This is a genomic window from Vibrio harveyi NBRC 15634 = ATCC 14126 = KCTC 12724 (genome assembly GCF_001591145.1).
Lineage (GTDB): Bacteria > Pseudomonadota > Gammaproteobacteria > Enterobacterales > Vibrionaceae > Vibrio > Vibrio harveyi.
Map to the genome: position 1 here is coordinate 86081 of NZ_BCUF01000012.1, position 26841 is coordinate 112921.

Genomic DNA, 26841 nt, shown 5'->3' on the forward strand with positions numbered 1-26841 from the left:
CACGAAACGAAAGGGTCTGCTGTCGAATTGGTAAAGAGCATATCCGATCTACCTCAATTGTCATACAATATATCTAAAAATATGTGATATTCATCAAATGGGGAGACCTAAAGCATTCCACTTAGCGATTGATAACGTAGAAATATCAGCCACACAAAGGATTTCCACCGCATTAAAAATCAATAAGTTAACTAAAATCACGTGATTTCACTCTCCCTTTTTGCCACAAAAACTACACCCAAACTTAATATTGTATTACTTTATGGAGAGTTTAAGAAAACAACACACTTCATCTGAGGGTGGTAAAGAAATGACTACACAACCGATTTTGTTGACTGAAGCAGAAGTCGAACTACTAAGAAAGGAAGTCGGAAAGCCGAGCTTAATGGGCAAATCCATTGAAGCGAATCGCAAGGAACTTGAAGCCTTCATGCGTCTGCCTCTAGACGTCCCAGGTCACGGCGAAGCGGGTGGCTACGAGCACAACCGCCACAAACAAAACTATACCTACATGAACTTAGCGGGTCGTTTGTTCTTGATCACTCAAGAAGAAAAGTACGCGCAGTTCGTTAAAGATCTTCTCGCTATTTACGCAGAGAAGTACCTCACCTTTGATTTCCACGTACAGAAAAACACTAACCCTACAGGTCGTCTTTTCCACCAGATCCTTAATGAACACTGTTGGTTAATGTTTACTAGTCTTGCCTACTCTTGCGTGGCATCAGTGATGACAGAAGAAGAGCGCACTGCGGTTGTTGAGCGCATTTTCGAACCAATGCTAGACATGTTCACCGTGAAATACGCGCACGATTTCGACCGTATTCACAACCACGGTATCTGGGCAGTGGCGGCTGTTGGTATTTGTGGTCTAGCTATTGGCAAACCTGAATATCTAGAGATGTCTGTGTATGGTCAAGACCGTGATGATACTGGCGGTTTCTTAGCGCAAATCTCACAACTGTTCGCACCTTCTGGTTACTACATGGAAGGTCCGTACTACCATCGTTATGCGATTCGTCCAACTTGTGTATTCGCAGAAGTGGTACACCGTCACATGCCTGAAGTAGACATCTACAACTACAAAGACAAAGTGATTGGCAACACAGTACAGGCGATGCTGGCAACAGCTTACCCGAATGGTGAGTTCCCAGCCCTAAACGACGCATCTCGTACCATGAGCATTACCGATATGGGTGTTCAAGTTGCAGTGAGCGTTTACAGCAAGCACTACGGCTTGGATGACAACATTCTAGGCATGGCGAAGATTCAAAACGCAGTTTGGATGCACCCTTGTGGTCTAGAGCTTTCTCAAGCTTACGATAAAGCAATCGCAGACCGTGAAATCGGTATACCTTTCTGGCCAAGTGTGGAACTTAACGAAGGTCCAATTGGCAACAACGGTGCACAAGGCTTTATCCGTATGCAGGATAAAACCGGTGATGTGTCACAGCTTGTAATGAACTACGGTCAACACGGCATGGGACATGGTAACTTCGATACGCTTGGCATTACCTTCTTCAACCGTGGTCAAGAAGTGCTGCGTGAATACGGTTTCTGTCGCTGGGTAAACGTTGAGCCTAAATTCGGCGGTCGTTACCTAGACGAAAACAAATCGTACGCACGTCAAACTATCGCGCATAACGCGGTAACGATTGATGAGCAATGTCAGAATGGTTTCGATGTTGATCGCGCTGATTCAGTGCACGGTTTGCCTCACTTCTTCAAAGTAGAAGGCACTGAAATCAACGGTATGAGCGCGTTTGCGAACGACCATTACCCGAACACAGACATGCAGCGCAGTGTGTTCATGCTTAACCTAGATGAGCTTGAAGCACCGCTATTGTTAGACCTTTACCGCATTGAAGGTGAAGGCGAGCATCAGTACGACTACTCTCATCAATACGATGGTCAAATCGTACGTACTAACTTCGATTACCAAAGCTTTGGTGAGCTGAACACGCTTGGCGATGACTTCGGTTACCAACACCTTTGGAAAGTAGCAAGCGGCAAAGTGCAAGATATGGCGCTAGTTAGCTGGCTACAAAACAGCACCTACTACACTTGGTTAGGCACAAGCAGCAGCGCGAAACAGAACGGCGATAATGAAGTGATCTTCACTCGCACTGGCGCCAATGACCCAAGCTTTAACCTACGTAGCGAACCGGCATTCATTCTGCGCAGCAAGGGCGAATCGACGCTATTTGCTTCTGTGCTAGAAACACACGGCTACTTCAATGAAGAGTTTGAGCAATCGGTGAATGCACGTGGTCAGGTGAAAGATATCCGCGTCGTGGGTTACAACGCCGTTGGCAGCATCGTAGAAATCACGACTGAAAAATCACTGGTTACTGTGATGTTCAGCAATGTTCTAGGCGCTGACGACCAAACCCCACACCAAGTAGAAATGAACGGTAAAACCTACAGCTGGAATGGCTTCTACTCTCTAGAAGTGAACGCATTCGGGCAGGAGAAATAATAATGAGCTACCAAACCCAGTCTTACCAACCGCTATTAATGAACTTTGAAGAAGCGGCAGAACTAAGCAAAGCACTTGGCACGGATAGCCTATTAGGAAATGCACTAGCACGTGACATCAAACAAACTGACGCTTACATGGCAGAGGTAGGTATTGAAGTTCCAGGTCACGGCGAAGGCGGCGGTTACGAGCATAACCGTCACAAGCAAAACTACATCCACATCGATCTAGCGGGCCGCCTATTCCTTATCACTGGCGAACAGAAATACCGCGATTACATCGTGGACATGCTAACGGCTTACGCGAAGGTTTATCCGACGCTAGAGAGCAACACCAGCCGTGACTCTAACCCTCCGGGTAAGATCTTCCACCAAACTCTTAACGAGAACATGTGGATGCTATACGCGTCTTGTGCGTACAGCTGCATTTACCATACCTTGGAAGAAGAGCAAAAATCACTGATTGAGAACGACCTGTTCAAGCAAATGATTGAGCTGTTCGTGGTAACTTACGGTCACGACTTCGACATCGTACACAACCACGGTCTATGGGCAGTAGCCGCTGTGGGTATTTGTGGTTACGCAATTAACGATCAAGATGCGGTAGACAAAGCGCTTTACGGCTTGAAACTAGACAAGGTCAGCGGCGGCTTCCTAGCTCAGTTAGACCAGTTGTTCTCGCCAGACGGCTACTACATGGAAGGTCCTTATTACCACCGTTTCTCGCTACGTCCAATCTACCTATTCGCAGAAGCGATTGAGCGTCGTCAGCCTGAGCTTGGTATTTACGAATTTAACGACTCGGTCATCAAGACCACGTCTTATGCCGTATTTAAGACGGCATTCCCAGATGGTACTTTGCCAGCGTTGAACGATTCATCGAAGACGATTTCGATCAATGATGAAGGCGTAATCATGGCTACGTCAGTATGTTTCCACCGTTACGAGCAGTCTGAAACGCTACTTGGTATGGCAGACCACCAGCAAGACGTTTGGGTTCATATCTCAGGTAAAACATTGTCTGACGCAGTTGCAGCCGCAGATAACATCAAACCGTTCAACTGGGGTAGCCTATTCGTAACAGACGGTCCAGAGGGCGAAAAAGGCGGCGTAAGCATTCTTCGTCACCGTGACGAGCAAGACGACGACACAATGGCGCTTATCTGGTTTGGTCAACACGGCTCCGATCATCAGTACCACTCAGCGCTAGACCACGGTCACTACGATGGTTTACACCTGAGCGTGTTTAACCGCGGTCATGAAGTGCTGCACGATTACGGCTTTGGTCGCTGGGTAAACGTTGAGCCTAAATTTGGCGGTCGTTACATCCCAGAGAACAAGTCTTACTGTAAGCAGACGGTCGCACACAACACAGTAACGGTTGACCAAAAGACACAAAACAACTTCGACACAGCGCTAGCAGAAACCAAGTTCGGTTCTAAGCACTTCTTCAAAGCTGATGACGAAAAACTGCAAGGCATGAGCGGTCGCATCTCTGGTTATTACAACGGCGTAGACATGCAGCGCAGCATCATTCTTGCTGAGTTGCCAGAATTCGAAAAACCGCTTGTGATTGATGTTTACCGCATCGAAGCAGATCAAGAACACCAATACGACCTGCCAGTGCACTACTCTGGTCAAATCATCCGTACGGATTTTGAATACGATGTAGAAAGCACGCTGCGTCCAATGGGCGAAGACAACGGCTACCAGCACCTATGGAACATCGGTTCTGGTCAAGTCGAAGGCAGTTCACTGGTAAGCTGGTTGCACGACAACAGCTACTACTCGCTAATCACAAGCGCAACTAACGGCAGCAAAGTGTTCTTCACCCGCACAGGCGCAAATGATCCAGACTTCAACTTGAAGAGCGAACCAGCACTTATCCTACGTCAATCAGGTCAGAACCACGTGTTTGCCTCAGTGCTAGAAACACACGGTTACTTCAACGAGTCTATCGAAGCATCGGTTGGCGCTCGTGGCCTAGTTGAGTCAGTAACCGTCGTTGGCAACAACGAAGTGGGTACTGTGATTCGTCTGCAAACCACAACAGGCAACGCTTATCTGTTCGCTATTTGCAACTTAGATGAAGACAAGCAAAACGCTGCACATCGCGTTGAATTCGACGGTGTGGCTTACACTTGGGAAGGCGCATTCGCACAAATTTAATCTTTAGATAGCCACTAAAAATTAATGTAAAAAATCGGGAACTAATTCAAAGCCGGACGTCATGTTCGGCTTTTTTTCTTTCAATTCAAATCACTAAGTCTCTCTCAGTTTTATCAAAACAAATCGTTTGTACGTGTTTTATTGAAGGCACAAAAAGCACCTAACCACAGGACTCTGCTGATTAGGGATGTTTGAAATTAATCATTAGCTATCAGGTTACTTGCGGTTTAGCTTTAACTTAGAGAACAAAACTCCACCAACTTGACCAATGTTTCGGGCTTTTCAAAGCGAGGGCTTCTTGTTCCTCTAGAATCTGGCCTATCACTTAAAACGCCCCTTTCACTGAGTACCTTATCCGTAGAAATCGGTGTTAAAAGCTCCTCTCATCGGTTGTCTCCCTTCCATAGTGAGCAAGCAACTGGCATAAAAAAGCCCTCGTCGTTGAGGGCTTTTAATCGGATGACAACTTACTTATTAATCATACATAAGCTTTTCTGCTTTCTTTAAATCAAACTCATTAAGGGATTTACGCGCCAAATGCCTAAACGGTAGCGCTTTTACTATCTCCTCAAATGGCATGACGGCGAACGCCCAGAAAAAAGAAAGGTCCCAATGCAGAATGATCAACGCACATAACGGGATAGACACGATCCACTGACCAGTGAAGTTAATCTTGAATACTTCCGTTGTCTTACCTAATGCACGTAAAACATGCCCATGCACCGTGTTATAGCCACGCACAATTGGCAACAAAATGTACAGCGGGGCAATGGAAGCAAGTGCAACGTATGTAGTCGGGTCCAAATCTGGATACAAATCTGGAAGAACGAAACTCAACGCAAGAAAGAAGGCAGCGGACACAAATGAGATCATCACTGCCATATCGATGCTGATATCAACGTTCTTACGTAACTCATCCATTTGTCGTGACCCGATAGCTTGACTGATCGTAATCGCCGACGAGTGTGCCCAAGCTGTGATGAACTGTGTACCTGCTTTAATCCAAGGCATCACAATGGTCATAGCTACGTAGGCGTTCAAGGTAAGCTGCGAGTACAACAACATGTAAATGGTCGCACCGGTTTGCAGCATGGTCACGTTTGCTGCAACAGGGAAAATCTCTTTAAAGTGATTGAGTGTGTTTCTCTTCAGTGAAGCATCCAGATTTTTAGTCGACAAGACAATGGAGTCATCTAACTTGATACAGAGAGTCAAATACGACAGTCGAATGGTGATCGCGATTAAGCTGCCTGCCGCTGCACCTTGCACACCAATCCCCTCAAAGCCTGCTAATCCGTGAATCAGCACATAAGACATTGCCATGTTCACTGGCAACTCAATCAAGTAACCTTTAAACGGCACTTTGGTTCGACCAAGTGCATTAAACAAAGCGATCATCACTTGAGTAATTGCGTTGAAAATAATGATGAACTTAGCAACAGCGAGGTAGCGTTCGGTCTCTGCATAAAGGGCGACATTATCGGTTAACGTACTGATCAGCGCTTTGTCGAAGGCGGTAATTAATGTCCAAAACAAAACCGCGACCAAAACGTTGATAATTAAGCCCGCCCAGAAGCCTTTGTTGAGCGACAAATGTTGCCCAGATCCGACCGCACGGCTAAGTACCAACTGTGAACCGTTCGCCAACGCCATTTGTATACCTAAAACAAAGGAGACGATGGTGGTAGCAATACCCATGGCAGCAAGAGAAACTTCACCGAGCGGTGATACGAGGAAGGTGTCGATCATTAACATCGACTGCATTAACAGTGCGTTCAAGGCCAAAGGCCAAGCGAGGGACAGATTTTTTCTTATATAGGGTTGGGAAGACATGCTAGACCTTTCAAAGTTGTCACAGAGAACCGCTAACACAACAAGCGGTTGTCATTAAAACCTTGGCTCTGCCCCCCTTTTCATATTCATGGAGCAAAGCCAAACATATGTTGATTCATCAACCGTTAACAACCTGGGACAGTTTTTGGTTTTCGTCATTCAGCAAAGTGTGCGACGCTAACCGAGCTTGATCGCCATTGCCCGCCATGATGGCGTCATAAATTTCACGATGCTCTTCAATGCAGAATCGACCACCTTCAGCTGAATGATCGATAAACAGCTTAAAGATGGTCGAGAGAATATTGCCAAACGGAATATAGAATTGGTTGCCCGTGGACAAGAAAATTGTCTGGTGAAACAGGTGGTCGTTGACCGTCCAATCGTCATAGTCATAGCGACTGGCTGCCATGGTCATACGCTGAAAAATGACCGACAATTCCTTTCTTTGCTCTGCCGTTGCGTTACTTGCAGCCAAGGCACATGCCTCAGGCTCAATCGCTTTACGTAGCCCCAAAAACTGAGCCAGAAACGGCTCGGTATCTTCTAAATCTTGAATCCATTCCAAGAGTTGTGGATCGAGAAAATGCCAATTATTACGCGCACGAACTGTTGTCCCTACTTTTGGCTTAGACTCGATCAACCCTTTTGCTGAAAGCAGTTTGGTTGATTCGCGCAATGCCGTACGACTCACCCCAAATGCGTCACAGAGTTCCATTTCATTCGGTAGCCTTTCATTTTGATTTAGCTCACCTGACAGTATTTTGCGGGCGATTTGTCTGGCAACTTGCACATGAATCTTGCGGTGTGAATCTTCCACAAGAGAAAATTTTGCCATTTGACGCTCCTTATAATTATGTTTCCAGTGCTTTGGCACTCAATAAATGATCAAAAAAAGCCAGACGAAGCTGGCTTTTTGAGGTCAGTGTATTCGTCTGAAACGAAATGGGTCAGCGCTTATGGCGCCATTTGACCACCATTTACATCCAGAACTTGACCAGTGATGTAACCCGCACATGCATGTGAAGCGAAGAAAGCAAATGTTGGTGCAACTTCGTCGATTCGACCAAAGCGTCCCATTGGAATGCCATTTGCGATCGCCGCTTTCAACTCATCAGACTTACCATCGTGGAATGCTGTGTCGATTGTGCCCGGTGAAACGATGTTGAAACGGATATTATCTTTAGTGAACTCTTTCACCCAGTTACGGTGAATGTCATGCAACCACGCTTTTGATGCTGCGTATATACCTGCACCAACACCACCACCTTCACGAGCAGCGATAGAACCAGTACTAATCACACAAGCAGTTTCACCAGATTCTGCAGCCGACGCACGTAGGTGTGGGATTGAGTATTTGGTTGTCATTAACGCTGAACGTGCGTTCAGATCCATTACACGGTTGTAAAACTCATCATCAATGTTTTCTAGGTTTTCACGACCGCCAAGACCACCAGCGTTGTTGATTAGCACGTCCATGCCACCGAAATGATCAGTGAACTCCTTAACCAGTTTTTCGCAATCAGCGGTCACCATAAGATTCGCTTGGAAAAACTTCACATCACCACCAAGTGCGGTAAGCTCGGTTACCGCAGCATCGGCATCTGGACCAGCTTGATGACTGTTGATGCCGATTTTTGCGCCGTATTTTGCAAACACGCGTGCAGCCGCTAAGCCCATACCTGCTGTAGAGCCAGTGATAAGTACGCGTTTACCTTTCAAATCGTTAAACATTACGGTTTACCTATGTTAGTTATTCGTGCTAAACGAATAAATCATACAATAAGATCTTTCTCCTGCAAGCGTATTTACTATCAATTGAGTGAGAACTGGCAAAATTCGTCATTTTTGAACCGCAATTGTGCTTCTGGTCACAGTGTGCTGGATTTTTGAGCTATTATTTGTATGAATAATTTAACAAGTTGATAGCGTTCAAAACGATTGAGAGAATAGGCTGAAGTCAACGCAAACATTGATTGTGCCTGCTGCAAAGAAAGGTTCTGTGACCCCTCTTATATTACGTTAACATCCGCTTGGTACAGGGGTGTAGGAGTGCTATAGTACGGCTTAAATAATACATATTTAGCAATTAAGTGAAGATTATGTCTGGCGAATTTCATTCTATCTCAGGCTCGAAGCGAAGCCTTCATGTGCAAGTTGCACGTGAAATCGCTCGTGGCATTTTGTCTGGTAAGCTCCCTCAAGGTTCTATCCTACCCGGTGAAATGGTTCTTTGTGAGCAATTTGGCATTAGCCGCACCGCATTACGTGAAGCAGTAAAATTGCTGACGTCGAAGGGTCTGTTAGAGTCTCGTCCTAAAGTTGGTACGCGTGTTATCAACCGCGCTTACTGGAACTTTTTGGATCCTCAATTAATTGAATGGATGGACGGACTTGCTGACACTGACCAATTCTGTAGTCAGTTCCTAGGTTTACGCCGAGCTATCGAACCGGAAGCCTGTGCACTCGCAGCTATCCACGCGACAGCAGAGCAACGAATTGAATTATCGGAAACTTTCCAACAAATGGTTGAAGTGGCAGAAGCCGAAGAATTTGACCAAGCACGTTGGATGGAAGTCGATACCCGTTTCCACAGCCTAATCTTCAATGCGACAGGTAACGATTTCTACCTCCCGTTTGGCAATATTCTGACGACCATGTTCGTGAACTTCATTGCCCACTCTTCGGAAGAAGGTAGCACGTGTATCAAAGAACACCGCCAAATTTACGATGCAATCATGGCAGGTAACCCGGATAAGGCCCGCCAAGCTTCGGCAAACCACCTACTCGATTCAAAGCACCGCCTGACCGCAGTCAACTAAAGCACTTTCTAGATCTGACATTAAAAAGCACGCCCTAGCGCGTGCTTTTTTGTCTACTCTTTCCTTCTTATCCTCTCAGAATCCCTTCGACCTTCACAAAAATTTTCCTAATCAATGATACTTCGCATGGTCTTAGATATATAATAATACAAATTAAATCATCTAATGTGCCGTGTTATGACTGAATCTCTGCTGCCAAACATCTTGCAATTTATTGGGCAAATCGACCCATTCGACAAAATTCCAAAACCGGCTTTGCGTGAACTCGCATCGCACGTGCAGATTACTTACCTTGGCAAAGGTGAAGTCATTGACCAATGCGTGACTGGGCAAGAGAAATCACTCTATATCATCCGCACAGGCTCCATGGAACAAAGAAAGTCTGATGGTGTACTACGCGCGAAACTGGGTCCTGAAGACATTTTCGGTTTTACTTTTCTTGGTAGCCAAATAGACAGCAATAAGGGCTATCGAGCCATCGCTATCGAGAACTCGCTGGTGTACGTAATTCCTAATTCTGCTCTCAAAAAATTGTTTGAAGCGCACCCTGAATGTGCGGAGCATTTTGCTTCACAGGCACAGGTTCGTTTGAAATCAGCACTGGATGTCGTTTGGTCCAACAAAGAGAAAGGTTTGTTCATTCGCCGAGTTGGTGAAGTTGCCAGTGGTCGCGTTGCTGTAGTGACAGCCGACCAGTCGATTCAAACCGTTGCCAACGAAATGCTAACTAAGTGCTCGCCTTGTGCCGTGGTTTATGAGAATGACAAAATCGTCGGTTTAATTACCGACCGCGATATGACCAAGCGTGTTATCGCGCAAGGGGTAAGTACCGACAGTCCTATTTCAGAGGTCATGACGCATGATCCACAGACCATCAAACCGGATGACCTAGTTTTACACGCTGCATCTATGATGATGCAACACAATATCCGCAATCTACCGCTGGTCGAGAGCAATAAGGTCGTAGGTGTTCTTACTACGACGCACCTTGTACAAAATCACCGCGTACAAGCGATCTTCTTAATCGAAAAAATCAAATATGCGGGCAGCGTAAAATCACTGTCGAGCTTCACACCAGAGCGCCAAGCTATCTTTGAAGCTCTGGTTGATGGGCACGTTTCACCGGAAGTCATCGGTAAAGTGATGACGATGATCATGGACGCTTACACGCGCCGCTTGATTCAAATCGCGATTGATAAACTTGGCCCTCCACCATGTAAGTTCTCATGGATTGTGGCAGGTTCGCACGCTCGTAACGAAGTCCACATGCTGTCGGATCAAGACAGTGCGATCGTCCTTGCTGACCACGCGACGGAGAATGACCGAATTTACTTCAAGCATCTTGCTATGATCGTCAGTAACGGCCTTGCGAGTTGTGATTATCCTTTGTGTCCTGGCAAATTTATGGCCGCAACGCCAAAGTGGTGCCAACCTTTGAGTGTCTGGAAGAAGTACTACAAGAAATGGGTTGCCAACCCAGAGTACGAACGCTTACTGAACATCAGTGTGTTCTTGGAAATTCGTACCCTTTATGGCAATAAAGATTACGAAAGTATCTTGCGAGATGAACTGCACACCAACATTCGCAGTAACCGTGAATTCCTTTCCATGCTGGTGAATGATGCGGTAAACACGAACCCTCCGCTTGGCATCTTCAACAGTTTAGTCTTGGAGAAATCCGGCGAGAATAAGAAGACGCTAGACGTGAAAAAGTACGCCATCAACCTAATCATTGATTTGGCGCGCATTTACGGTTTAGCAGTTGAGTGTGATTTAACCGCGACCGACGAGCGTTTCAAAGCCGCCAATGAAGCGGGTGTATTGAGTGAAGATGCGTACAAGAACATCCTGAACGCGTACCAGTTCATCTTGTCGTTCCGTTTTGGTCATCAGTTAGAGGCGCTTAAACGCGGTGAAGAGCCAAATAACCACATCGACCCAAACACGTTCGGTAGCTTTGAACGCCAACACCTGAAAGACGCCTTCCGTATTATTGCGGATTTGCAAGAAGCCGCGAAAGTGCGCTTTGGGAGCCGTTAATGAAGCGGATCTTAGACCACTTTCATCCTTGCTCACGCCTGAATCGAAAGCGTGAGCAATACGCGAAGCAAACAACAATGCCAGAGCACATCAAAGCGTTGGTTCAAACGCCATATTTGGACGCCACGCAATTCGCTCAGGATGCCAGCTATATTGTATTGGATTTGGAAACGACAGGATTAGACAGCGAAGAAGATTTGATTTTATCAATCGGCTGGGTCGACATTGTTCATGGCAAAGTAGATCTTGCCACCAGTCGGCACATGTATATTAATAGCGATTCACAAATCAAGCCAGAAACTGCCGTGATCAACCATATTACGCCGCAAATGCTGTCTGAAGGCGTTTCTATCCATGATGCAATGCGTGCATTCTTCTGCGCAGCCAAAGGCAAGATTTTAGTCGCTCACGCTTGTGTCGTCGAAACTCAGTTCATCAATCAGTATCTTCAGCGCGTGTTTAAACTCAGCGAGCCGCCCTTGGTTTGGCTCGACACTATGTGCATTGAAAAACACTTACAGAAAGCAATCAATCCTCGTGACGAAATTGATGTCACCCTATCAGGCACTCGCGCTCGTTATGGCTTGCCTGAGTACAACGGACATAATGCGTTAGCGGACGCGGTCGCGACAGCAGAGTTGTTGTTGGCACAAAAAACTCGAATTACACCTCAAGGAAAAACTACCATCGGTACCCTTTATCGATTGAGTCTCTAGCTCACTATACATTCGAATATGAAAAAATCTGACGTATCTAGCGCCAGCTTCCTTTTGGTGGCGGCGTACTTGGTTGCGTCTCTTTCGAACGTGTCACTCAAAATGCTCAATGGCGAAGTTCCCACTTTTCAATACGTCTTTATTCGCCAGTTAATCCGACAAGTTACCAATCTAAGTGGATTAAACATCGATCATGCAGACGTTTTTAGGTTCATGTTGATATGCTCTTGTACTGTAATCGTGCGAAAGCCATACAAAAATAGCCCGCTTCGGGGCGGGCTATTGGAAAGACTCTAAATTTGTATTCGCTTGGATTAGAAGCTGTACGTGACACCAACACGGCTACGTAGCTGGCGCGATGAGCTGTCATCACAAGAGCTGTTACACTGAACGTTGCCGAACTCAACGTATGGACGCCAATCCCAACCTTTCTCTTTGTAACCCACTTTTAGGTTGTAATCCCACTCGTATTTACCGTCACGGTTGCCAAGCTTCCACTCATTACTGAAGAAATCTTCTTTGTAGTTCGCTTCAAAGCCAAATTGCCATGCGTTCCAGTTGTAATCGATATTACCTGTGATCTTGCCTGCGTTTAGTGAATCATGTTGCTGACCATCTAAGCCCGTTGAAGTTTTACCCGATGCGTAGTTGCGGAATTCGTGACGGTAACGAAGCTTCGTTGTGATACCAGAATCGAATTTGTATTGAACGCGAACCTGAGGTTTGTATGTCACGGCTTCATCACCAAACGTAATTGGCATCGAAGTAGTAATACGCCAGTGGTCATCCAATTTGAAGTGGTAACCATATTCAAACTCACTGTCACCGCGCTGAAGTTCACTTAGGTTGCCTGTGTGCTTCATTTCAACGCCGTAGTAATGATTGCCAGTGCTACCACTGATCTTAATACGACCTGCCCATTGTTCTGAATCGTGTTTGTATTCTTCACGGAAGTCTAGTGATGCGGCTGAAATACTGCCTGCAAAAAGGGTGGTCGCGATCGCTAAAGCAATTTGTTTTTTAGATGTCATAGTAGTGTTCCACTGTAGATAAATAGTTTTTCAAAGTGGCGACGCATTACACGCCGCCCTTCTAGGGTTTTATTGTTTTGGGTAAAGCAATTCGATATCGCGCTGAGCCCAAACTTCTGCCAAATTCTTCTTCACTGTGAATTGGCTAAAGTCGGTTTCTGTTGCCAGTTTCACCCATTCAGGTTTCTCCATCGCCACACCTGCTTTTAGGTAAATTGGTGTCATGCGTTCTACTCGGCGTGGATTGTCTTTTGCGGTGTATGGCCAGTCAGACGCTGGATCTTGATAAGTCGCCATTAGCTGAATACCTTGTGCTAACGAGCCACCTTTCTTGTTTTGGTAGTGCCAGAGGTCGATGCCCACTTTGTCACCGATTTGAGCGATGCCGACCAATGGATCTAAGCTGAAGTAGTGGTAGTGGTAAGCACGAGTGCGTTCGATTTCATGAGGTTGAGAACCGTCTTTTTCAAACTGAGTGTCTACACGCATCTTGCCCTTTTGAACCATCTGTTTTGCTAGAGGCTCATTACCTAAGAAGTAAGCAATACTCGCGACTTGGAAGTCATACCAAGTGCCGTGGTTGTTCGCCGCTGCCGCTTCGCCTTTCGGACCACCTGATAAGTCATCAACAATCAACCAATCTAAGTACTCGCCGTACCATTGTGTGATTTGCTGTTCGTCTTTATCCGTCCAAGCTGGAGAAAGCGATAGGATGGCAATGGAATCCAGCATGCGATCTGCCAGCGTACGTGTATCAATGATGCCGCCACGACGTCCTTCTGCTCGTCCAGGAACACCCTGCCCGTAATTCACGTTCGGGTTCATCTTGGTTTCGTCATTCATAAACCAAGTGCGAACATACTCAATACCTTGGTTTGCGTATTTCTCGTCTTGACTGAAGTAATAAGCCAACGCAAGTGCACGGACAGAGCGCGTGAAATGACCTATGCGTTTAGAATCTGTTTCCGCCGTTTTCGAAGCAGGGTTAGTTTTGCCATCATGGCGGACCCAAGGAAGACCATCTTCTTTGGATTCATCTGGCCACCAGTAAGGGCTGATACTCATGTAATCGTTTTTGCTACCGCTTGGTGGAGTCATGCCTTTCGCGGTAACCGTGAACGGGCCATCTTTCATTGCCAGTTCTGCTTCTTCAATCAGACGATCGTACGCGTCTTTCATTGAATCGCTCGCTTTATCTGACTGTAAAACAGCGCGATTTTGTTCAAGCGTTGCTTCATCAAGAAACACAAAGTCTGCAGCAAGAGTGTTAGCACTGAAAAGAATGGTGCTGAGGCAGGTTGCTAGATGTAGAGGTCGTAGGGATTTCATTATTATCGGCCTTTTATCTTGAGTTAAAATACTACAAATATAGTACCTAGCCGATGTTGAGCGATCTGTGAATTAGATCTAATTGTATGATTTATCCGCCTTATAAAGCTTTATTACAACTTCCACTTAATTAAATAAACTATTGATATTAAATATGTTAAGGCTGTTTCACTGTTTTTAATTGTCTTAATATTTAGGGCAAAAGTGTGCTCTACCGCATATTTTTACACCAACTTAGTTTACCCTTATTTGTCATACAATATAATTATTTGGAGATTTTGAGACACAGAACATAAAGTTACTGTTGACGTGTGCTTTTCGCCATGATCTTTCCTACATAGAGTCAAATTACAGGTTAAGCATCCTTGGTTTTTAGAGATGAAATGAAGAGGGCTCGACGCAACAGAAGCGAAGATCACTTATGTAAGACTGAGACATAAGTAGATAGAAAGGTGAGCAAGCAGCAGAAATAGCCAATAGAGGCAAAGCAAAGCGAGCAGGATGGATTCACCCGGTGAAAATTTCAACATCGAAGAATACTGTTTTGTCATCCCTACTCACTTTTGCTCAAGTTTTAATGGGCCTGAGCAGCTTGTTGTTGCTCCCTACCGTTGTCGTCCTCATCGGACTTAAGTGGGTGTAGAGATTGTTCTTTTTGTCGCCACGCCCCATCACGACCAGCGACCAGCGACCAGCGACCAGCGACCAGTTTAGGCTTGCTATTGACGGACAATAAGCCAATGAAAACGCTTTATTCGTCAGTAGTCATTAATTAAGTGGAGAAAGTTAAGCGGAGATCGTTAATACCAATCGGCATAAGTAAAGCGCCGAGATCGATCAGACGAGGATGATGACTTGTGTCGATTGGTATAGTTGCTCCCATATCATAACAACACTTTACAGAGCCTAGCTTTGTTGAACTTTGCAATGATTGTCGAAGATCTTACAGCGTAACGTGCTTAGCAGCGATGAGAGATATACCCCTCGAGTATCTTTCAGCTACATCCAGAACCGCGTTTCACTGTTCTATTGCAATCCAACAGAGCTATTGGCTCAGACGGTATCAATACCGTTTTTCGCCCACGCATTACAGGCATGTCGTGGGCGTTTTTTTATCTGAAATAGTCATACAAATCTAATAATACTTCCTACCTTCTTACACCGTTATACCCTTTGATATCTAAACCTAGAAATCCTACTGAACGTACCTCGTACACATCCAATTTATTGATAGATTAATGTGATGTTGTAGTGGTTTTCCTTTCCCTTTTTGAGCGCAATGTCAATATTCGATCACGATCACTTGTATGATTATTGAAACAACCCATTCCAGATCATTCGTCACGCTTTTGAGTTATTGTACTACAAATAAACAGACTGATAGTTAGTATTACCTCAAGACATTAAATAACTATCAAAAGGTCTAAAGATGGAACTCAATACCCTTATTGTAGGCATCTACTTTCTATTCTTAATTGCAATAGGTTGGATGTTCAGAACGTTTACCAGTACCACCAGTGACTACTTCCGAGGCGGCGGCAGCATGCTTTGGTGGATGGTAGGTGCAACCGCATTTATGACGCAGTTCAGTGCATGGACGTTTACTGGTGCAGCTGGTAAAGCCTATGCTGATGGCTTTGCGGTGGCCGTCATCTTCTTAGCTAACGCATTCGGTTACCTAATGAACTACCTCTACTTTGCGCCTAAGTTCCGTCAGCTACGCGTCGTGACGGTTATAGAGGCAATTCGTATGCGTTTCGGTAAGTTCAACGAGCAAGTGTTTACTTGGTCTGGCATGCCAAACAGCGTAATCTCAGCAGGTATCTGGTTGAATGGTCTGGCAATCATCGCATCGGGCATATTCGGCTTCGATATGACCACCACAATCATAGTGACAGGTCTTGTTGTACTTGTAATGTCGGTAACGGGCGGCTCTTGGGCGGTTATCGCTTCTGACTTCATGCAGATGGTCATCATTATGGCAGTAACGGTAACCTGTGCGGTTGTGGCGATCGTTCAAGGCGGTGGCGTTACAGAGATCATCAATAATTTCCCTGTAGAAGAAGGCACATCATTTGTTTCAGGTAACAACCTGAATTACCTAAGCATCTTCGGTATTTGGGCATTCTTTATCTTCTTTAAGCAGTTCAGTATCACCAACAACATGCTGAACTCTTACCGCTACCTTGCAGCAAAAGACTCTAAGAACGCGAAAAAAGCAGCTCTATTGGCTTGTTTATTAATGACAATGGGTCCACTCATTTGGTTCATGCCTTCTTGGTTCATTGCAGGTCAAGGTATTGACCTAGCAGCACAATACCCAGATGCAGGTTCTAAAGCTGGTGACTTCGCGTACCTTTACTTCGTACAAGAGTACATGCCAGCAGGTATGGTGGGTCTACTGATTGCCGCCATGTTCGCAGCGACCATGTCTTCTATGGACTCTGGTCTAAACCGCAACTCAGGCATCTTCGTTAAGAACTTCTACGAGCCAATCCTTCGCCCTCAAGCAACAGAAAAAGAGCTTGTGGTGGTATCTAAGCTGACCTCGACGTTCTTTGGTGTCGCCATCATCTTGGTTGCTCTGTTCATCAACTCACTGAAGGGGCTGAGCCTGTTCGACACCATGATGTATGTGGGCGCGTTAATCGGCTTCCCAATGACCATCCCTGCGTTCTGCGGCTTCTTTATTAAGAAAACGCCAGACTGGGCTGGCTGGGGCACGCTAGTCATGGGTGGTGTCGTCTCTTACTTTGTTGGCTTCGTCATCACAGCAGACATGGTTCAAAACTGGTTTAACCTAGAGCCGTTAACAGGTCGCGAATGGTCTGACTTGAAAGTTGCTATCGGTCTGATCGCTCACCTAGTCTTCACCGCTGGCTTCTTCATGATGTCGACATTGTTCTACAAGCCGCTTTCAGAAGAGCGTCAAAAGAACGTAGACAAATTCTTCGAAAACCTAGCGACACCACTTGTATCTGAGTCTACAGAACAGAAGAAACTGGATAACAAACAACGCCGCATGCTTGGCTCACTGATTGCGGTTGCAGGTGTTGGCGTGATGACCATGTTTGTTCTGCCTAACCCAATGTGGGGACGCCTAATCTTCGTCTTCTGTGGTGTGATTGTTCTTGCTGTTGGTCTACTGCTTGTAAAAGCGGTTGACGACAAAGTAGAGCAAGCTTCAGAAACGGTTACAGAAAGCTAGATTCCTCCCTTCTCTAATTAAGCGGTCGTCTTCCGACCGCTTTCTACTTAAAAAAGATCATGACTATGAAAAAAACAATGCTTGCTGGCGTGGTTGCCACGTCCATTTCTGCCCTAACCCTAGTAGGTTGTAACACTTCACCTTCTCAAACCAAGGAAGCCGCGGCTCCCGCTGTTGTTGAAACCGCAGTGAATGACATCACTCGCGATTACTTGCTTGCTACGGATCGCTTAAACACAGTGGATGGCAGCGCACTTCAAGCGCAATCCGCAGACACCGTGCAAGCATTGAAACAACAAATGGAGAATGCCGCAGACGGTACAACAATTACGATTCCTGCGGGTAAATACGCGGATCTTGATATCGTCACGGTAAAAGCCAACGACATTACCATCAAGGCGGAGCAACCTGGCAGCGTTTGGCTAACGGGTTTGGCTCAGCTTCGTCTTGAAGGTAACAACATCACTGTCGACGGTTTGGTGTTTACCAAAGGCGGTCCTGCTGAACGTTTCGGTGGTGTGCGTATGATGGGTAACAACAACACTTTACAAAACTCTACGTTCTACTACTTCAACCACGCTTACGAATACCAACCGGACGAACGTCGCTCGGAATACCCGAAATACTTGTGGGTTTCACTTTGGGGTAAAGATGGCAAGGTGCTCAATAACCGTTTTGAAGGTAAGCAAAAGCGCGGCACTTTGATTGGTGTACAAAAAGATGACACACCAGATAACCACCTTATTGCTAACAACATTTTCTTGGACCAAAAGCCAAATCAGTTCAATGAATTCGATATCAAAGATGCGATTCGTTACAACGGTAACAGCTGGGAAGCAATTCGAATCGGCGATTCAAAATCGTCTCAATGGGCGTCAAACTCTAAGTTCACCAATAACCTGCTGATTGATATGGATGGTGAACGCGAGCTGATTTCGATTAAGTCAGGTGGCAATGAAATCTCTGGCAATACTATCTTTGAAAGTGCGTCTCTGATTTCTCTTCGTCACGGTAAAGCGAACGTAGTGAAAGACAACGTGATTCTAGGTAACGAAAAACTGCTTACTGGCGGTATGCGTATTTACGATGAAGACCACGTGATCGAGAACAACTACATCACTGGCACGCGTGGCCGTGATGGCAAAATTGAAGGCAATGCGGATCTACGTGGCGGCATCGTAATCAATACGGGCATCATTGATGTGGCAAACGGCGAGAAGCTCGACCAAGCAGTGAAAGGCAAAGAGCTCAACAAGCAATGGACACCAAAGAACATCACCATTCGTAACAACACCCTTGTAGATACGGAATGGGGCATTGTCTACGGCAACCAAACGCACCGTGTGAGCCTGTTCAACAACAGTGAAGTGAAAAACATTTTCGCTGGCGTAGATGTTCACTTCGATAGCAACGTGGTTGATAACCATCAGCAAAAGCAATTCGTCAGTGTACGTGCGACAGAAGAGTTACCGCTGGTGAATCCGACCTACAACAACGAAGTGTACGTTGGCACGGTGACTAACGCAGAGCAAATCGCTTCTTACTCGGTAGAACTACCAAAAAGCGAGCAAGCAAAAGGCTTTACCCAATACCAAGGCGTTGGTGCGGATACGAGCAAGCTGTCTGTAGTAACGGCAGAAACAGCTGGTCCTGATTACCTCCTTGCAAATACCCAAAAGTAATTCTGCTTTAGAGTTTGCTTCCAGTCTGGTGATACAAGCCAGACTGGTTTCCCTCTCCTTTCACCAGTAACCCCACAATAACTGAAGAAAATTTCACCACCCTACTGTCTCCCAAGATTGAGTTGTGGTTTAATTGTATGACAATTATAAAACTCTTTTCTTTTGCTGCGGATACACTCATGGATGCTGTTTTACATCAGTTGCAATTCTCGTTATCGATCACTGGTCCCATCTGCTTAATGCTGGTTTTGGGCGTTGTCTTCAAACGCATAGGACTTATCAACGACAACTTTATCGAAATTGGCTCTAAACTGGTGTTTCAGGTCACGCTGCCTGCGATGTTGTTCTTAAGTATCGTCGTCTCCGAGCACGATTTCTCCGCGGCTAGCGGCTTCGTCAATTACGGTATTGTTGCCAGCATCGCGTTTTTCATTTTCACCTATGTTTCCGTCAAGCTGTTCTTCAAATCGTCACCCGATCAAGGCGTTTTAATCCAAGGTGGCTTTCGCGCCAATACGGGCATCATCGGCATTGCGTATGTGGCGAATGCTTACGGTTCACAAGGTGTGGCGCTGGCTGCACTTTATGTTGCGGTAACCACCTTTATCTATAACGTACAAGCGGTAATTTGTTTGTCTCCAAAAGGCGCAACGTCTGGATCTCAAGCCGCCAAAATGATGGTGAGAACCTTAACGCGCAATCCGCTGATCATCGCGATCGTCTCTGGCATGGTGTTCTACCTTCTGTCGATTCCTGTTCCAGATGTAGCGATTGATGCTGGTAACTACCTATCGAAGATGACGCTTCCCCTCGCCCTCTTGTGTACCGGTGGCTCACTCGATTTAAGTTTGATGAAGAAAGAGAAAGGGCCGTCTTGGTTTGCCAGCAGCTACAAACTGGTCGTCGCCCCTATCGTGATTACCACAGGTGCATATTTAGTTGGCTTTCGAGGGATTGAGCTTGGCATTTTGTTCTTTATGAACGCTTCTCCCGTTGCGGCGGCAAGTTATGTCATGGCACGCTCTATGGGAGGTAATTCTGTCTTAGCGGCAAACATCATCGCTTTAACGACCGTACTCTCAACAATTACCTGTACATTGGGTATCGTCATTCTTAAGAGTTACAACCTAATTTAATCGGGACATAACCCCAAGTAGGAGAGTTCGGCATACGCTTCCCAGCAATTAACCGATATAATGCGCTAAAAAATAAGGATTTCTATAATGAAACTCATCGCATTATGTTTGGGCGTGTGTTTAAGTGTGGTCAGCCTAACGGCAAATGCAGCTTCAACGACTTATGTTCGCTATCAACACCTCGGGAAAATCAGTTACGGCAAGTTAGTAGAAGACTCAATCTATCCTCTTAAAGGGGATATTTTCTCCGATTCATCACTCTCACCTCGTCAAGTTTCCGTTGATGATGTCAGTCTGCTGCTTCCGACTAAGCCAGAAAAAGTGTTCATCGTTCAAGCGAAAAAACAAGCAGATAAGGCGAAGAAAAGTGATTATCAGTTTTTCTTTAAACTGCCTTCAGCGTTAATTTCTACCGGCGCTCCAATCCAAGTGCCATCTGATGCCGATAACATCGAGTATTCAAGCTCCCTCGTGGTCGTGATAGGAAAGCAAAGTAAGAACATCGATACTAAGCAAGCGTCAGCCGCTATATTTGGACTCACCGTTGGGGGCGATCTTACGGAAACAAACTGGCTGCAGCATGATGCCCATTCGCTAAGAGCAAAAAGCGCAGACGGTTTTGCCCCAATTGCGAATGAGATCGTTCGCGGACTCGATTTCACCCAGATTCATGTTTCTTCGCAAATCAACGGTAAAGCCATTAACAATGACGCCTTTGCTGAAATTACCTATTCTCCAGCAGAAATCGTGAGTGAACTCAGTCAGTATTTCACACTCAAACCGGGCGATTTAATTTACATCGACTTACCAACCCACACTGTGGAGGTGAAAGATAACGATGTCGTTTCTGTTTCACTCAATGGCATCGTTAAAGTTGAAAACAAAATTATGTTTTAACCAATACAAAAAAGCCGAACAGCAGTCACTGTTCGGCTTTTTATTTTGCGCGACATGAATCCTCTTACTGATTCGGCACGCCATTAAGAAACTCTTGAAAGTTCGGCGCTCGTACTCGACTCAGTACCTTCCTCATGTCTTCCATCAAGCTGTCATCAGACCAATCGACACGAATATCGATCGGCGCATGAGTATAACTTTCTATACGAAGAGAGGCAGAATAGGTACCGCGCTTATCCCCTCCTGCTTCCAATGCGGCTTCTAGTGCAGCAATAAGCACTTCCGCTAGCGTTGCCTCATAGTTATCACGATATTGCGGTTTGCCCCCGGCTCTCACTTGCTCAGCATTGAGCACAGTCTGAGCTAGGAACGAATCTGCAAACGCCTCAATAACCGCATCACTTTCAAGCATGTTTCCGGCAACCGCCAAATCTTGAAGTGCTAGGGAGCCGACGTACGCGATGTTCTCTTCGCCGTTTATAAACGCGGTATGGCCATGTTTGTCCATTACCATACATTGGCGCTTGGCGAATTCCGCATCACCTTCTTTCAAACGGTCAATCACCTCATGACAAGACAGTCCTTGAGATAACCATCGCTTGGCATTGTCTGCATACCAAGGATTGGTAAACAAACCTTGAGTTGCACAGGCGCCAACTCCACGCCAACTGTGGTTCACATAACCACCAACGGCAACACCGCCAGTGGCTGTGATGGAAGCCGATAATCCCGTTTCAGGATTAACATGAATAAGTGAAATCGTCATAGATTCTCGATATAAAAAGACGTTAGTAGCCGACCATTTGTCCAATAAACAGCGCCAACCAACACAAGGCGTAAACAAATACCATGAATGGCATAATTGCCTTTAACCACTGCTCGTAAGAGACGCGACCCAGCGCCAACATGGCTAGCGTACCACCAGAAGTCGGTACAATAAGGTTGGTAAGACCATCACCAACTTGGAATGCAGTGATCATAAGCTGACGGCTCATGCCAGTAAGATCTGCAACAGGAATTAGGATCGGCATGGTCACCATCGCTTGACCAGAACCCGATGGCACAAATAGGTTGATCACACCTTGCACCACACTTGCGACAATCGCAGAGATAGCAATCGGCATATCTTGGATAAGTGAGCTCAGCGCGTTAACGATGGTATCGATGATTTGCGCTTGGTCGAGAATGATTTGAATCGACGCCGCAACACCAATCACCAATGCACCTGCGGTTACGCCCGATGCACCTTCCATCATTTGCTTCACAATGCCATTCGCACTTAAACCGTTCACCGCACCGATCACAATTGCCATTAATAAGAACAGACCTGCGATCTCGTTGATGTACCAACCGTTAGCAAATACGCCGTAAAGCATCACACCAAGACCAGCTAGGAATACGCCTAGCGTCAGTTTGTCTTTCTTCTCTAGGTGGTATTCCGATAAATCTTTGCTTAAGCCTTCTGCTGAATCTGGCTCTTTAAACTCCATCTTCGCCACACGAGTACAGATGTAATAAGACAGCAATGCAAGAGAGGAAATTACCATCGCTGCACGCAACCAAGCGCCCGAGAAAGTAGGCAGTTCAGCAATACCTTGAGCCACACCTACGGTATAAGGGTTGATTGGTGACAGTGCAAAGCCTACACCGATACCGCCCACTGCCATTACCGTACCGACAAGGCTGGAGTAACCAACCGCAGCAGAAATCAGAACCGCAACCGGAACGAGTGCGATGTTGTTCTCAAAGCCTACCGCCACGCCAAAGAAACCGTAGATAAAGGTGCCGATTGTGATGATAAGATTACGGTTCTTCACGCCGGCTTTGTTTACCGCCACACCAATCGCGTTCTCAAGCGCACCAGTGCGTTGCAAGATGTGGAACAAACCACCAGCAATGAATACGATGAACAAGTAAGGTGCCGCGCTGATCAAACCTTTCGGAATCGCGACAAAAATGTCAAAGAAATGCACCGCAGGCACATCACTCAGATAAGCAAATGAGTTTGGGACAACGGTAGTACGACCGTCCACCACAACACGTGAGAACTCCCCGGCAGGCACAACAAAAGTCAGTAGATACGTTGCCACCAAAATCATAAAGATCAGGACCATTGGGTCCGGCATACTCTTGTACCAAGCCTTCTTCTCTGTTGTCTCCATCTTTTTTGTCATATCCATAACAAAATCTCTCCTTAGTATAGGAATGAAAACCCATTGGTATGAGCCTTCACGTTCACAAGCTAAAACCAAGTCTTGGTTTTGAAAGTAAAAAAGAGGATGAATCCCCACCCTCTCTTGTGTTATTTCGCTTTATTGGTGTTTCATCAGCATGCAGAAATGGTTCAGAACCTCGACTGCTGCTACTAGGTCTTGTTGTAAAATCGCTTCATCAGGATGATGGCTAACCCCGCCCGTACAACGCATAAACAACATCGCAATATCCGTCAGCTCACACACAGCCAGACCATCATGACCCGCGCCACTGAATAGATGTTTGGTGTCAATATTGGATAGTGCGATCGCTTGAGTAAGTGCCGAAGAAAGTGAATCAGAACAGGTGACAGCAGCTTGCTCATAAGTTTGTTCGTGGTGATACGCGAGGTTGTATTGCGCCATCAAGGTTTGAATGTTCTCCAGCATTTCTTTTCGTGCGGCAATGCGAGAGGCATCATTTGGAGAGCGCAGTTCGATAGTGATGTCCGTCTGCTGAGGAATCACATTCACACCATTTGGGAAGTTGGCGATTTTACCTACGACGCCCACTAGGTCGTCTTCACGTTTGCACAGTTGGTCAAACATATGAATGACCTGAGCTGCCCCAACTAGCGCATCTTGACGCATGTCCATTGGCACGGTGCCTGCGTGTCCGGCTTTGCCAACAATCGACAAAGTATGACGCTCAATCCCAGTGATGGCAGTAACCACACCGACCGGCAAGTTCGCTTGTTCAAGCTGTGGCCCTTGCTCAATATGCAGTTCCACAAAGCCCAACACCTTTTCTTTGTCGTAAGCGTCTTTTTCGATCTGATCTGGATGACAACCAAACGACGTTAACGCTTCACGCATGGTCACACCGTGGGCATCTCGCGCATCCAGCACACTTGGCTCAAACGTCCCAGATATCGCTTTTGAGCCAAGTAGTGTCGATTGGAATCGAGTTCCCTCTTCATCGCTAAAGGCAATCACATCAATATTGAATGGGAATTCGAATTTCTGTTGATGAAAATAGTGAATCAACGCAACTGGTAGAATCACACCCAAGATGCCATCGTATTTACCACCATTTGGCACCGTGTCTTGGTGAGAGCCAAAAATCAGCGTCTGGGCATTTGGATTTGGGCTGTGATAGCGACCAATAAGATTTGCAGCATTGTCCATGCGCACTTCCATACCAGACAACAGCATCCACTCACGTAGTTTTTCATTCGCTTTTGCGTGCTCTTCACTGGCACATAAGCGAGTAACACCTTCGCTATCTGGGTCTTGGGTTTGGCTGCATTGAGCAATATCTTCCAACCACTCCCACGCTAGGCTGGCAGTTTCTACAAATTTTTCCATCTTGAATCGCTCTTTTTCTAACCATGTTCATTTTTAATTTATCATGATAAATATCAAATGAAAGACATTTATCATGATAAATAGACTTTTTTGTGAGAGTGATTCGATCGATAATCGGATGGTTTCATAATCAACAACCCGTACTTTTTCCAAAAAAAGAAACGTAGAAAACAGGTGACATCCTTTGAATTTCCTTCAGAATTCAATAGGGTCTGTTAACCTTTCGTGCTGATTTTTGCAGCGAATTGTTGGGTGTTTATACAAGGCAGAGACTTTGATGTGTAGTTAGCCTACATGAGAAGTCGATAACGAAGTAGAAATGGCCAACAAACGCTGCCCAAAGGGTTCGGGCTAGGCGCCCCCACAAAATTTAACCACGAAAGATAAACAGACCCTAGATACCGCGAGAAAAACCAGCGAGGATAATGTGGCAAGCAGCGCAAAAGGACGTAGAACTCAACAATTAGCCGAATCGATCAAAGCATGGATTGTCGATCAAGCTTTACAACCCGGCGATCGTCTCCCAAGCGAAACCGACGTGATGGAAACTTTTGATGCGTCAAAAAGCACAGTACGTGAAAGCATGCGTATCTTAGAGGCTCAAGGTATTCTCTCGACCAAGACTGGGCCAAAAGGCGGTGTGTTTGTTAGCGAAATGAGTGAGAACAAAGCTCAGGCACTACTGAGTAACTACCTGTTCTTCAAAGACGTTTCAATTTCTGATCTGTACCAGATCCGCTTATCTCTGGAACCAGAGATCGCAGCATCATTGGCGGGCACATTGACCGATGAGCAACTTGCTCGTCTCGATCAGCAGATCGATAAGTACCAGACGCCACCGGAAGATGTGTATCAAGAGCGCGAACACCACATTGCATCGATTGAGTTTCACAGCCTCTTAGCGAGCTATTCTGGTAACGAGCTGCTGAAGTTTGTGGTTCGCTTTACTGCGCAAATGCTTACCGAGCTAACGATTTATCGCAAACTGTATGAACCGGGCAACCACAAGCTGTGGCAAACGGGTGTGCAAAGCCAACGTGCACTGGTTGAAGCATTGCGTAAAAGTGACGCATCAAAAGCCAAGCAAGTGATGGAACAACACATGCTGACCGCGCATCAATTGATGAAGAAACAAGAAGCTGAAGTGGCGAACCGTTTTCTCACAGAAAGCTAATTGGCTCGCCATCGTTTGAAATGCTGAATTAAGCGTGATTGGCTAAGGTCATTTTACGCACCAAACGGAAGAATTCATCGGATTCTTCTTCCGTCAGGCAAGAGAAGAAATCTTGTTTGAGGTTAGTCATGATGCGGTGCACTTTGCGTACCGCTTCTACCCCTTCTTTTGTGAGTGTTAGAATCTTTAATCTCTGATTGGTTTCGCTCTTAGAGACTTGTACAAAGCCACGCTTTTCTAAGTTGTCCACCATGCGTTTTGCGACACTTCGCTCTGTTAGTACCGCATCCGCCAATTCTTGCTGACTCATCGGTTGAAACTCTTCCAACGCTGCCAAGGCACTCGCCATTTCCAACGTCATCAAGTTCTGACGCGATAACTCTGCTTGTGCACGATTACGGAATGTTCGGTGCATCACACCACACACAAACATTGGGCTTTGATCCAACACGGATATCGGAGAAATCTTCTGATCTTTCATATTGCCTGTTCTACTTTCGGCTTTGTTTTCAATTGGATAGTCTGGTGCTTGCAAGAGATTCCCGACTGCGCTCCTTCGTCGCTTTCGGGAATGACGAGAAACACAACCGAGAGAGCAACATCCCGTCATTCCGACGAGCCTAAGCGAGATCAGGAATCTAATTGCCGCGAGCTCTCACTCAATATTTCACATCAAGCCACAGCTCTCGGTGAGCAGATTCTGAATCACGCTCGTCCCTCGCTGTTCAGAATGACGAGAAACATAATCGAGAGAGCACCACCCCGTCATTCC

At 45.9% G+C, this 26841-nt stretch carries 20 protein-coding genes and 1 pseudogene; 11 read left to right on the forward strand and 10 right to left on the reverse strand.

Annotated features, from left to right (window positions below; translation table 11 throughout):
- Positions 1-310 precede the first annotated feature (310 nt).
- On the forward strand, positions 311-2476 hold the full coding sequence (locus tag VHA02S_RS08755) for a heparinase II/III domain-containing protein (RefSeq protein ID WP_038897454.1): 2166 nt from the start codon (positions 311-313) through the stop codon (positions 2474-2476).
- Between the two features lie 2 nt (positions 2477-2478).
- Positions 2479-4644: a heparinase II/III domain-containing protein gene (locus tag VHA02S_RS08760; RefSeq protein WP_009703185.1), complete on the forward strand. Its 2166-nt coding sequence runs from the start codon at positions 2479-2481 to the stop codon at positions 4642-4644.
- A 474-nt stretch (positions 4645-5118) separates the two neighbouring features.
- Here the strand turns inward: VHA02S_RS08760 and VHA02S_RS08765 are convergent, their stop codons facing one another.
- From VHA02S_RS08765 to VHA02S_RS08775, 3 genes are all read right to left on the reverse strand, one after another.
- Complete coding sequence (locus tag VHA02S_RS08765; RefSeq protein ID WP_038897418.1) at positions 5119-6408, reverse strand: MATE family efflux transporter; 1290 nt, start codon at positions 6406-6408, stop codon at positions 5119-5121.
- A 187-nt stretch (positions 6409-6595) separates the two neighbouring features.
- On the reverse strand, positions 6596-7312 hold the full coding sequence (locus tag VHA02S_RS08770; protein WP_005450855.1) for a FadR/GntR family transcriptional regulator: 717 nt from the start codon (positions 7310-7312) through the stop codon (positions 6596-6598).
- Positions 7313-7431: 119 nt separating this feature from the next.
- Positions 7432-8208 (reverse strand): SDR family NAD(P)-dependent oxidoreductase, encoded by a 777-nt coding sequence (locus VHA02S_RS08775; RefSeq protein WP_017188223.1) that lies wholly within the window; start codon positions 8206-8208, stop codon positions 7432-7434.
- Positions 8209-8576: 368 nt separating this feature from the next.
- Here VHA02S_RS08775 and VHA02S_RS08780 point away from each other — a divergent pair, with 368 nt between their 5' ends.
- The 4 genes and pseudogenes from VHA02S_RS08780 to VHA02S_RS26335 all read left to right on the forward strand — a co-directional run.
- Entirely contained in the window at positions 8577-9296 is a 720-nt protein-coding gene (locus VHA02S_RS08780; RefSeq protein WP_005450857.1) for a FadR/GntR family transcriptional regulator, read from the forward strand.
- Between the two features lie 177 nt (positions 9297-9473).
- On the forward strand, positions 9474-11336 hold the full coding sequence (locus VHA02S_RS08785) for a putative nucleotidyltransferase substrate binding domain-containing protein (protein WP_029789097.1): 1863 nt from the start codon (positions 9474-9476) through the stop codon (positions 11334-11336).
- Positions 11336-12052 (forward strand): 3'-5' exonuclease, encoded by a 717-nt coding sequence (locus tag VHA02S_RS08790; protein WP_017188225.1) that lies wholly within the window; start codon positions 11336-11338, stop codon positions 12050-12052. The genes VHA02S_RS08785 and VHA02S_RS08790 overlap by 1 nt, the downstream gene beginning before the upstream one ends.
- Before the next feature lie 18 nt (positions 12053-12070).
- Positions 12071-12217, forward strand: a pseudogene (locus tag VHA02S_RS26335) (DMT family transporter); the annotation flags it as partial.
- 149 nt (positions 12218-12366) lie between these two features.
- On the opposite strand, the gene VHA02S_RS08795 reads toward VHA02S_RS26335, so the two are convergent.
- The 3 genes from VHA02S_RS08795 to VHA02S_RS25780 all read right to left on the reverse strand — a co-directional run bounded on the left by VHA02S_RS08795 (position 12367) and on the right by VHA02S_RS25780 (position 15145).
- Entirely contained in the window at positions 12367-13083 is a 717-nt protein-coding gene (locus VHA02S_RS08795) for an oligogalacturonate-specific porin KdgM family protein (protein ID WP_005450860.1), read from the reverse strand.
- Between the two features lie 69 nt (positions 13084-13152).
- On the reverse strand, positions 13153-14412 hold the full coding sequence (locus tag VHA02S_RS08800) for an alginate lyase family protein (protein ID WP_005450861.1): 1260 nt from the start codon (positions 14410-14412) through the stop codon (positions 13153-13155).
- Positions 14413-14986: 574 nt separating this feature from the next.
- The gene (locus VHA02S_RS25780) at positions 14987-15145 is read right to left on the reverse strand and encodes a hypothetical protein (protein ID WP_155484944.1); all 159 of its coding nucleotides are present in this window, start codon (positions 15143-15145) and stop codon (positions 14987-14989) included.
- Positions 15146-15841: 696 nt separating this feature from the next.
- On the opposite strand from VHA02S_RS25780, the gene VHA02S_RS08805 reads away from it, so the two are divergent.
- The 4 genes from VHA02S_RS08805 (at position 15842) to VHA02S_RS08820 (ending at position 21335) form a co-directional block, all read left to right on the forward strand.
- Entirely contained in the window at positions 15842-17620 is a 1779-nt protein-coding gene (locus tag VHA02S_RS08805) for a sodium:solute symporter family protein (RefSeq protein ID WP_038897417.1), read from the forward strand.
- A gap of 65 nt (positions 17621-17685) precedes the next feature.
- A complete protein-coding gene (locus VHA02S_RS08810) occupies positions 17686-19302 on the forward strand; it encodes a polysaccharide lyase 6 family protein (RefSeq protein WP_038897416.1) in 1617 nt (538 codons plus the stop codon).
- A gap of 179 nt (positions 19303-19481) precedes the next feature.
- On the forward strand, positions 19482-20438 hold the full coding sequence (locus VHA02S_RS08815; protein WP_009698219.1) for an AEC family transporter: 957 nt from the start codon (positions 19482-19484) through the stop codon (positions 20436-20438).
- An 87-nt stretch (positions 20439-20525) separates the two neighbouring features.
- Positions 20526-21335, forward strand: coding sequence for a fumarylacetoacetate hydrolase family protein (locus tag VHA02S_RS08820; RefSeq protein WP_038897414.1), 810 nt, complete (start codon positions 20526-20528; stop codon positions 21333-21335).
- A 64-nt stretch (positions 21336-21399) separates the two neighbouring features.
- Here VHA02S_RS08820 and VHA02S_RS08825 read toward each other — a convergent pair whose 3' ends face one another.
- The 3 genes from VHA02S_RS08825 to VHA02S_RS08835 all read right to left on the reverse strand — a co-directional run bounded on the left by VHA02S_RS08825 (position 21400) and on the right by VHA02S_RS08835 (position 24895).
- On the reverse strand, positions 21400-22101 hold the full coding sequence (locus VHA02S_RS08825) for a DUF1028 domain-containing protein (RefSeq protein ID WP_038897413.1): 702 nt from the start codon (positions 22099-22101) through the stop codon (positions 21400-21402).
- Positions 22102-22123: 22 nt separating this feature from the next.
- Positions 22124-23515, reverse strand: coding sequence for a YfcC family protein (locus VHA02S_RS08830; RefSeq protein ID WP_009698222.1), 1392 nt, complete (start codon positions 23513-23515; stop codon positions 22124-22126).
- 132 nt (positions 23516-23647) lie between these two features.
- Positions 23648-24895, reverse strand: a complete 1248-nt coding sequence (locus tag VHA02S_RS08835; RefSeq protein ID WP_038897412.1) for an allantoate amidohydrolase — start codon at positions 24893-24895, stop codon at positions 23648-23650.
- 427 nt (positions 24896-25322) lie between these two features.
- Here VHA02S_RS08835 and VHA02S_RS08840 point away from each other — a divergent pair, with 427 nt between their 5' ends.
- Positions 25323-26069, forward strand: coding sequence for a FadR/GntR family transcriptional regulator (locus tag VHA02S_RS08840; protein WP_009700450.1), 747 nt, complete (start codon positions 25323-25325; stop codon positions 26067-26069).
- Positions 26070-26097: 28 nt separating this feature from the next.
- Here the strand turns inward: VHA02S_RS08840 and VHA02S_RS08845 are convergent, their stop codons facing one another.
- Positions 26098-26550 carry a MarR family winged helix-turn-helix transcriptional regulator gene (locus tag VHA02S_RS08845; protein ID WP_005446725.1) on the reverse strand — a complete coding sequence of 151 codons (453 nt, stop codon included), beginning with the start codon at positions 26548-26550 and terminating at the stop codon, positions 26098-26100.
- Positions 26551-26841: the final 291 nt, after the last annotated feature.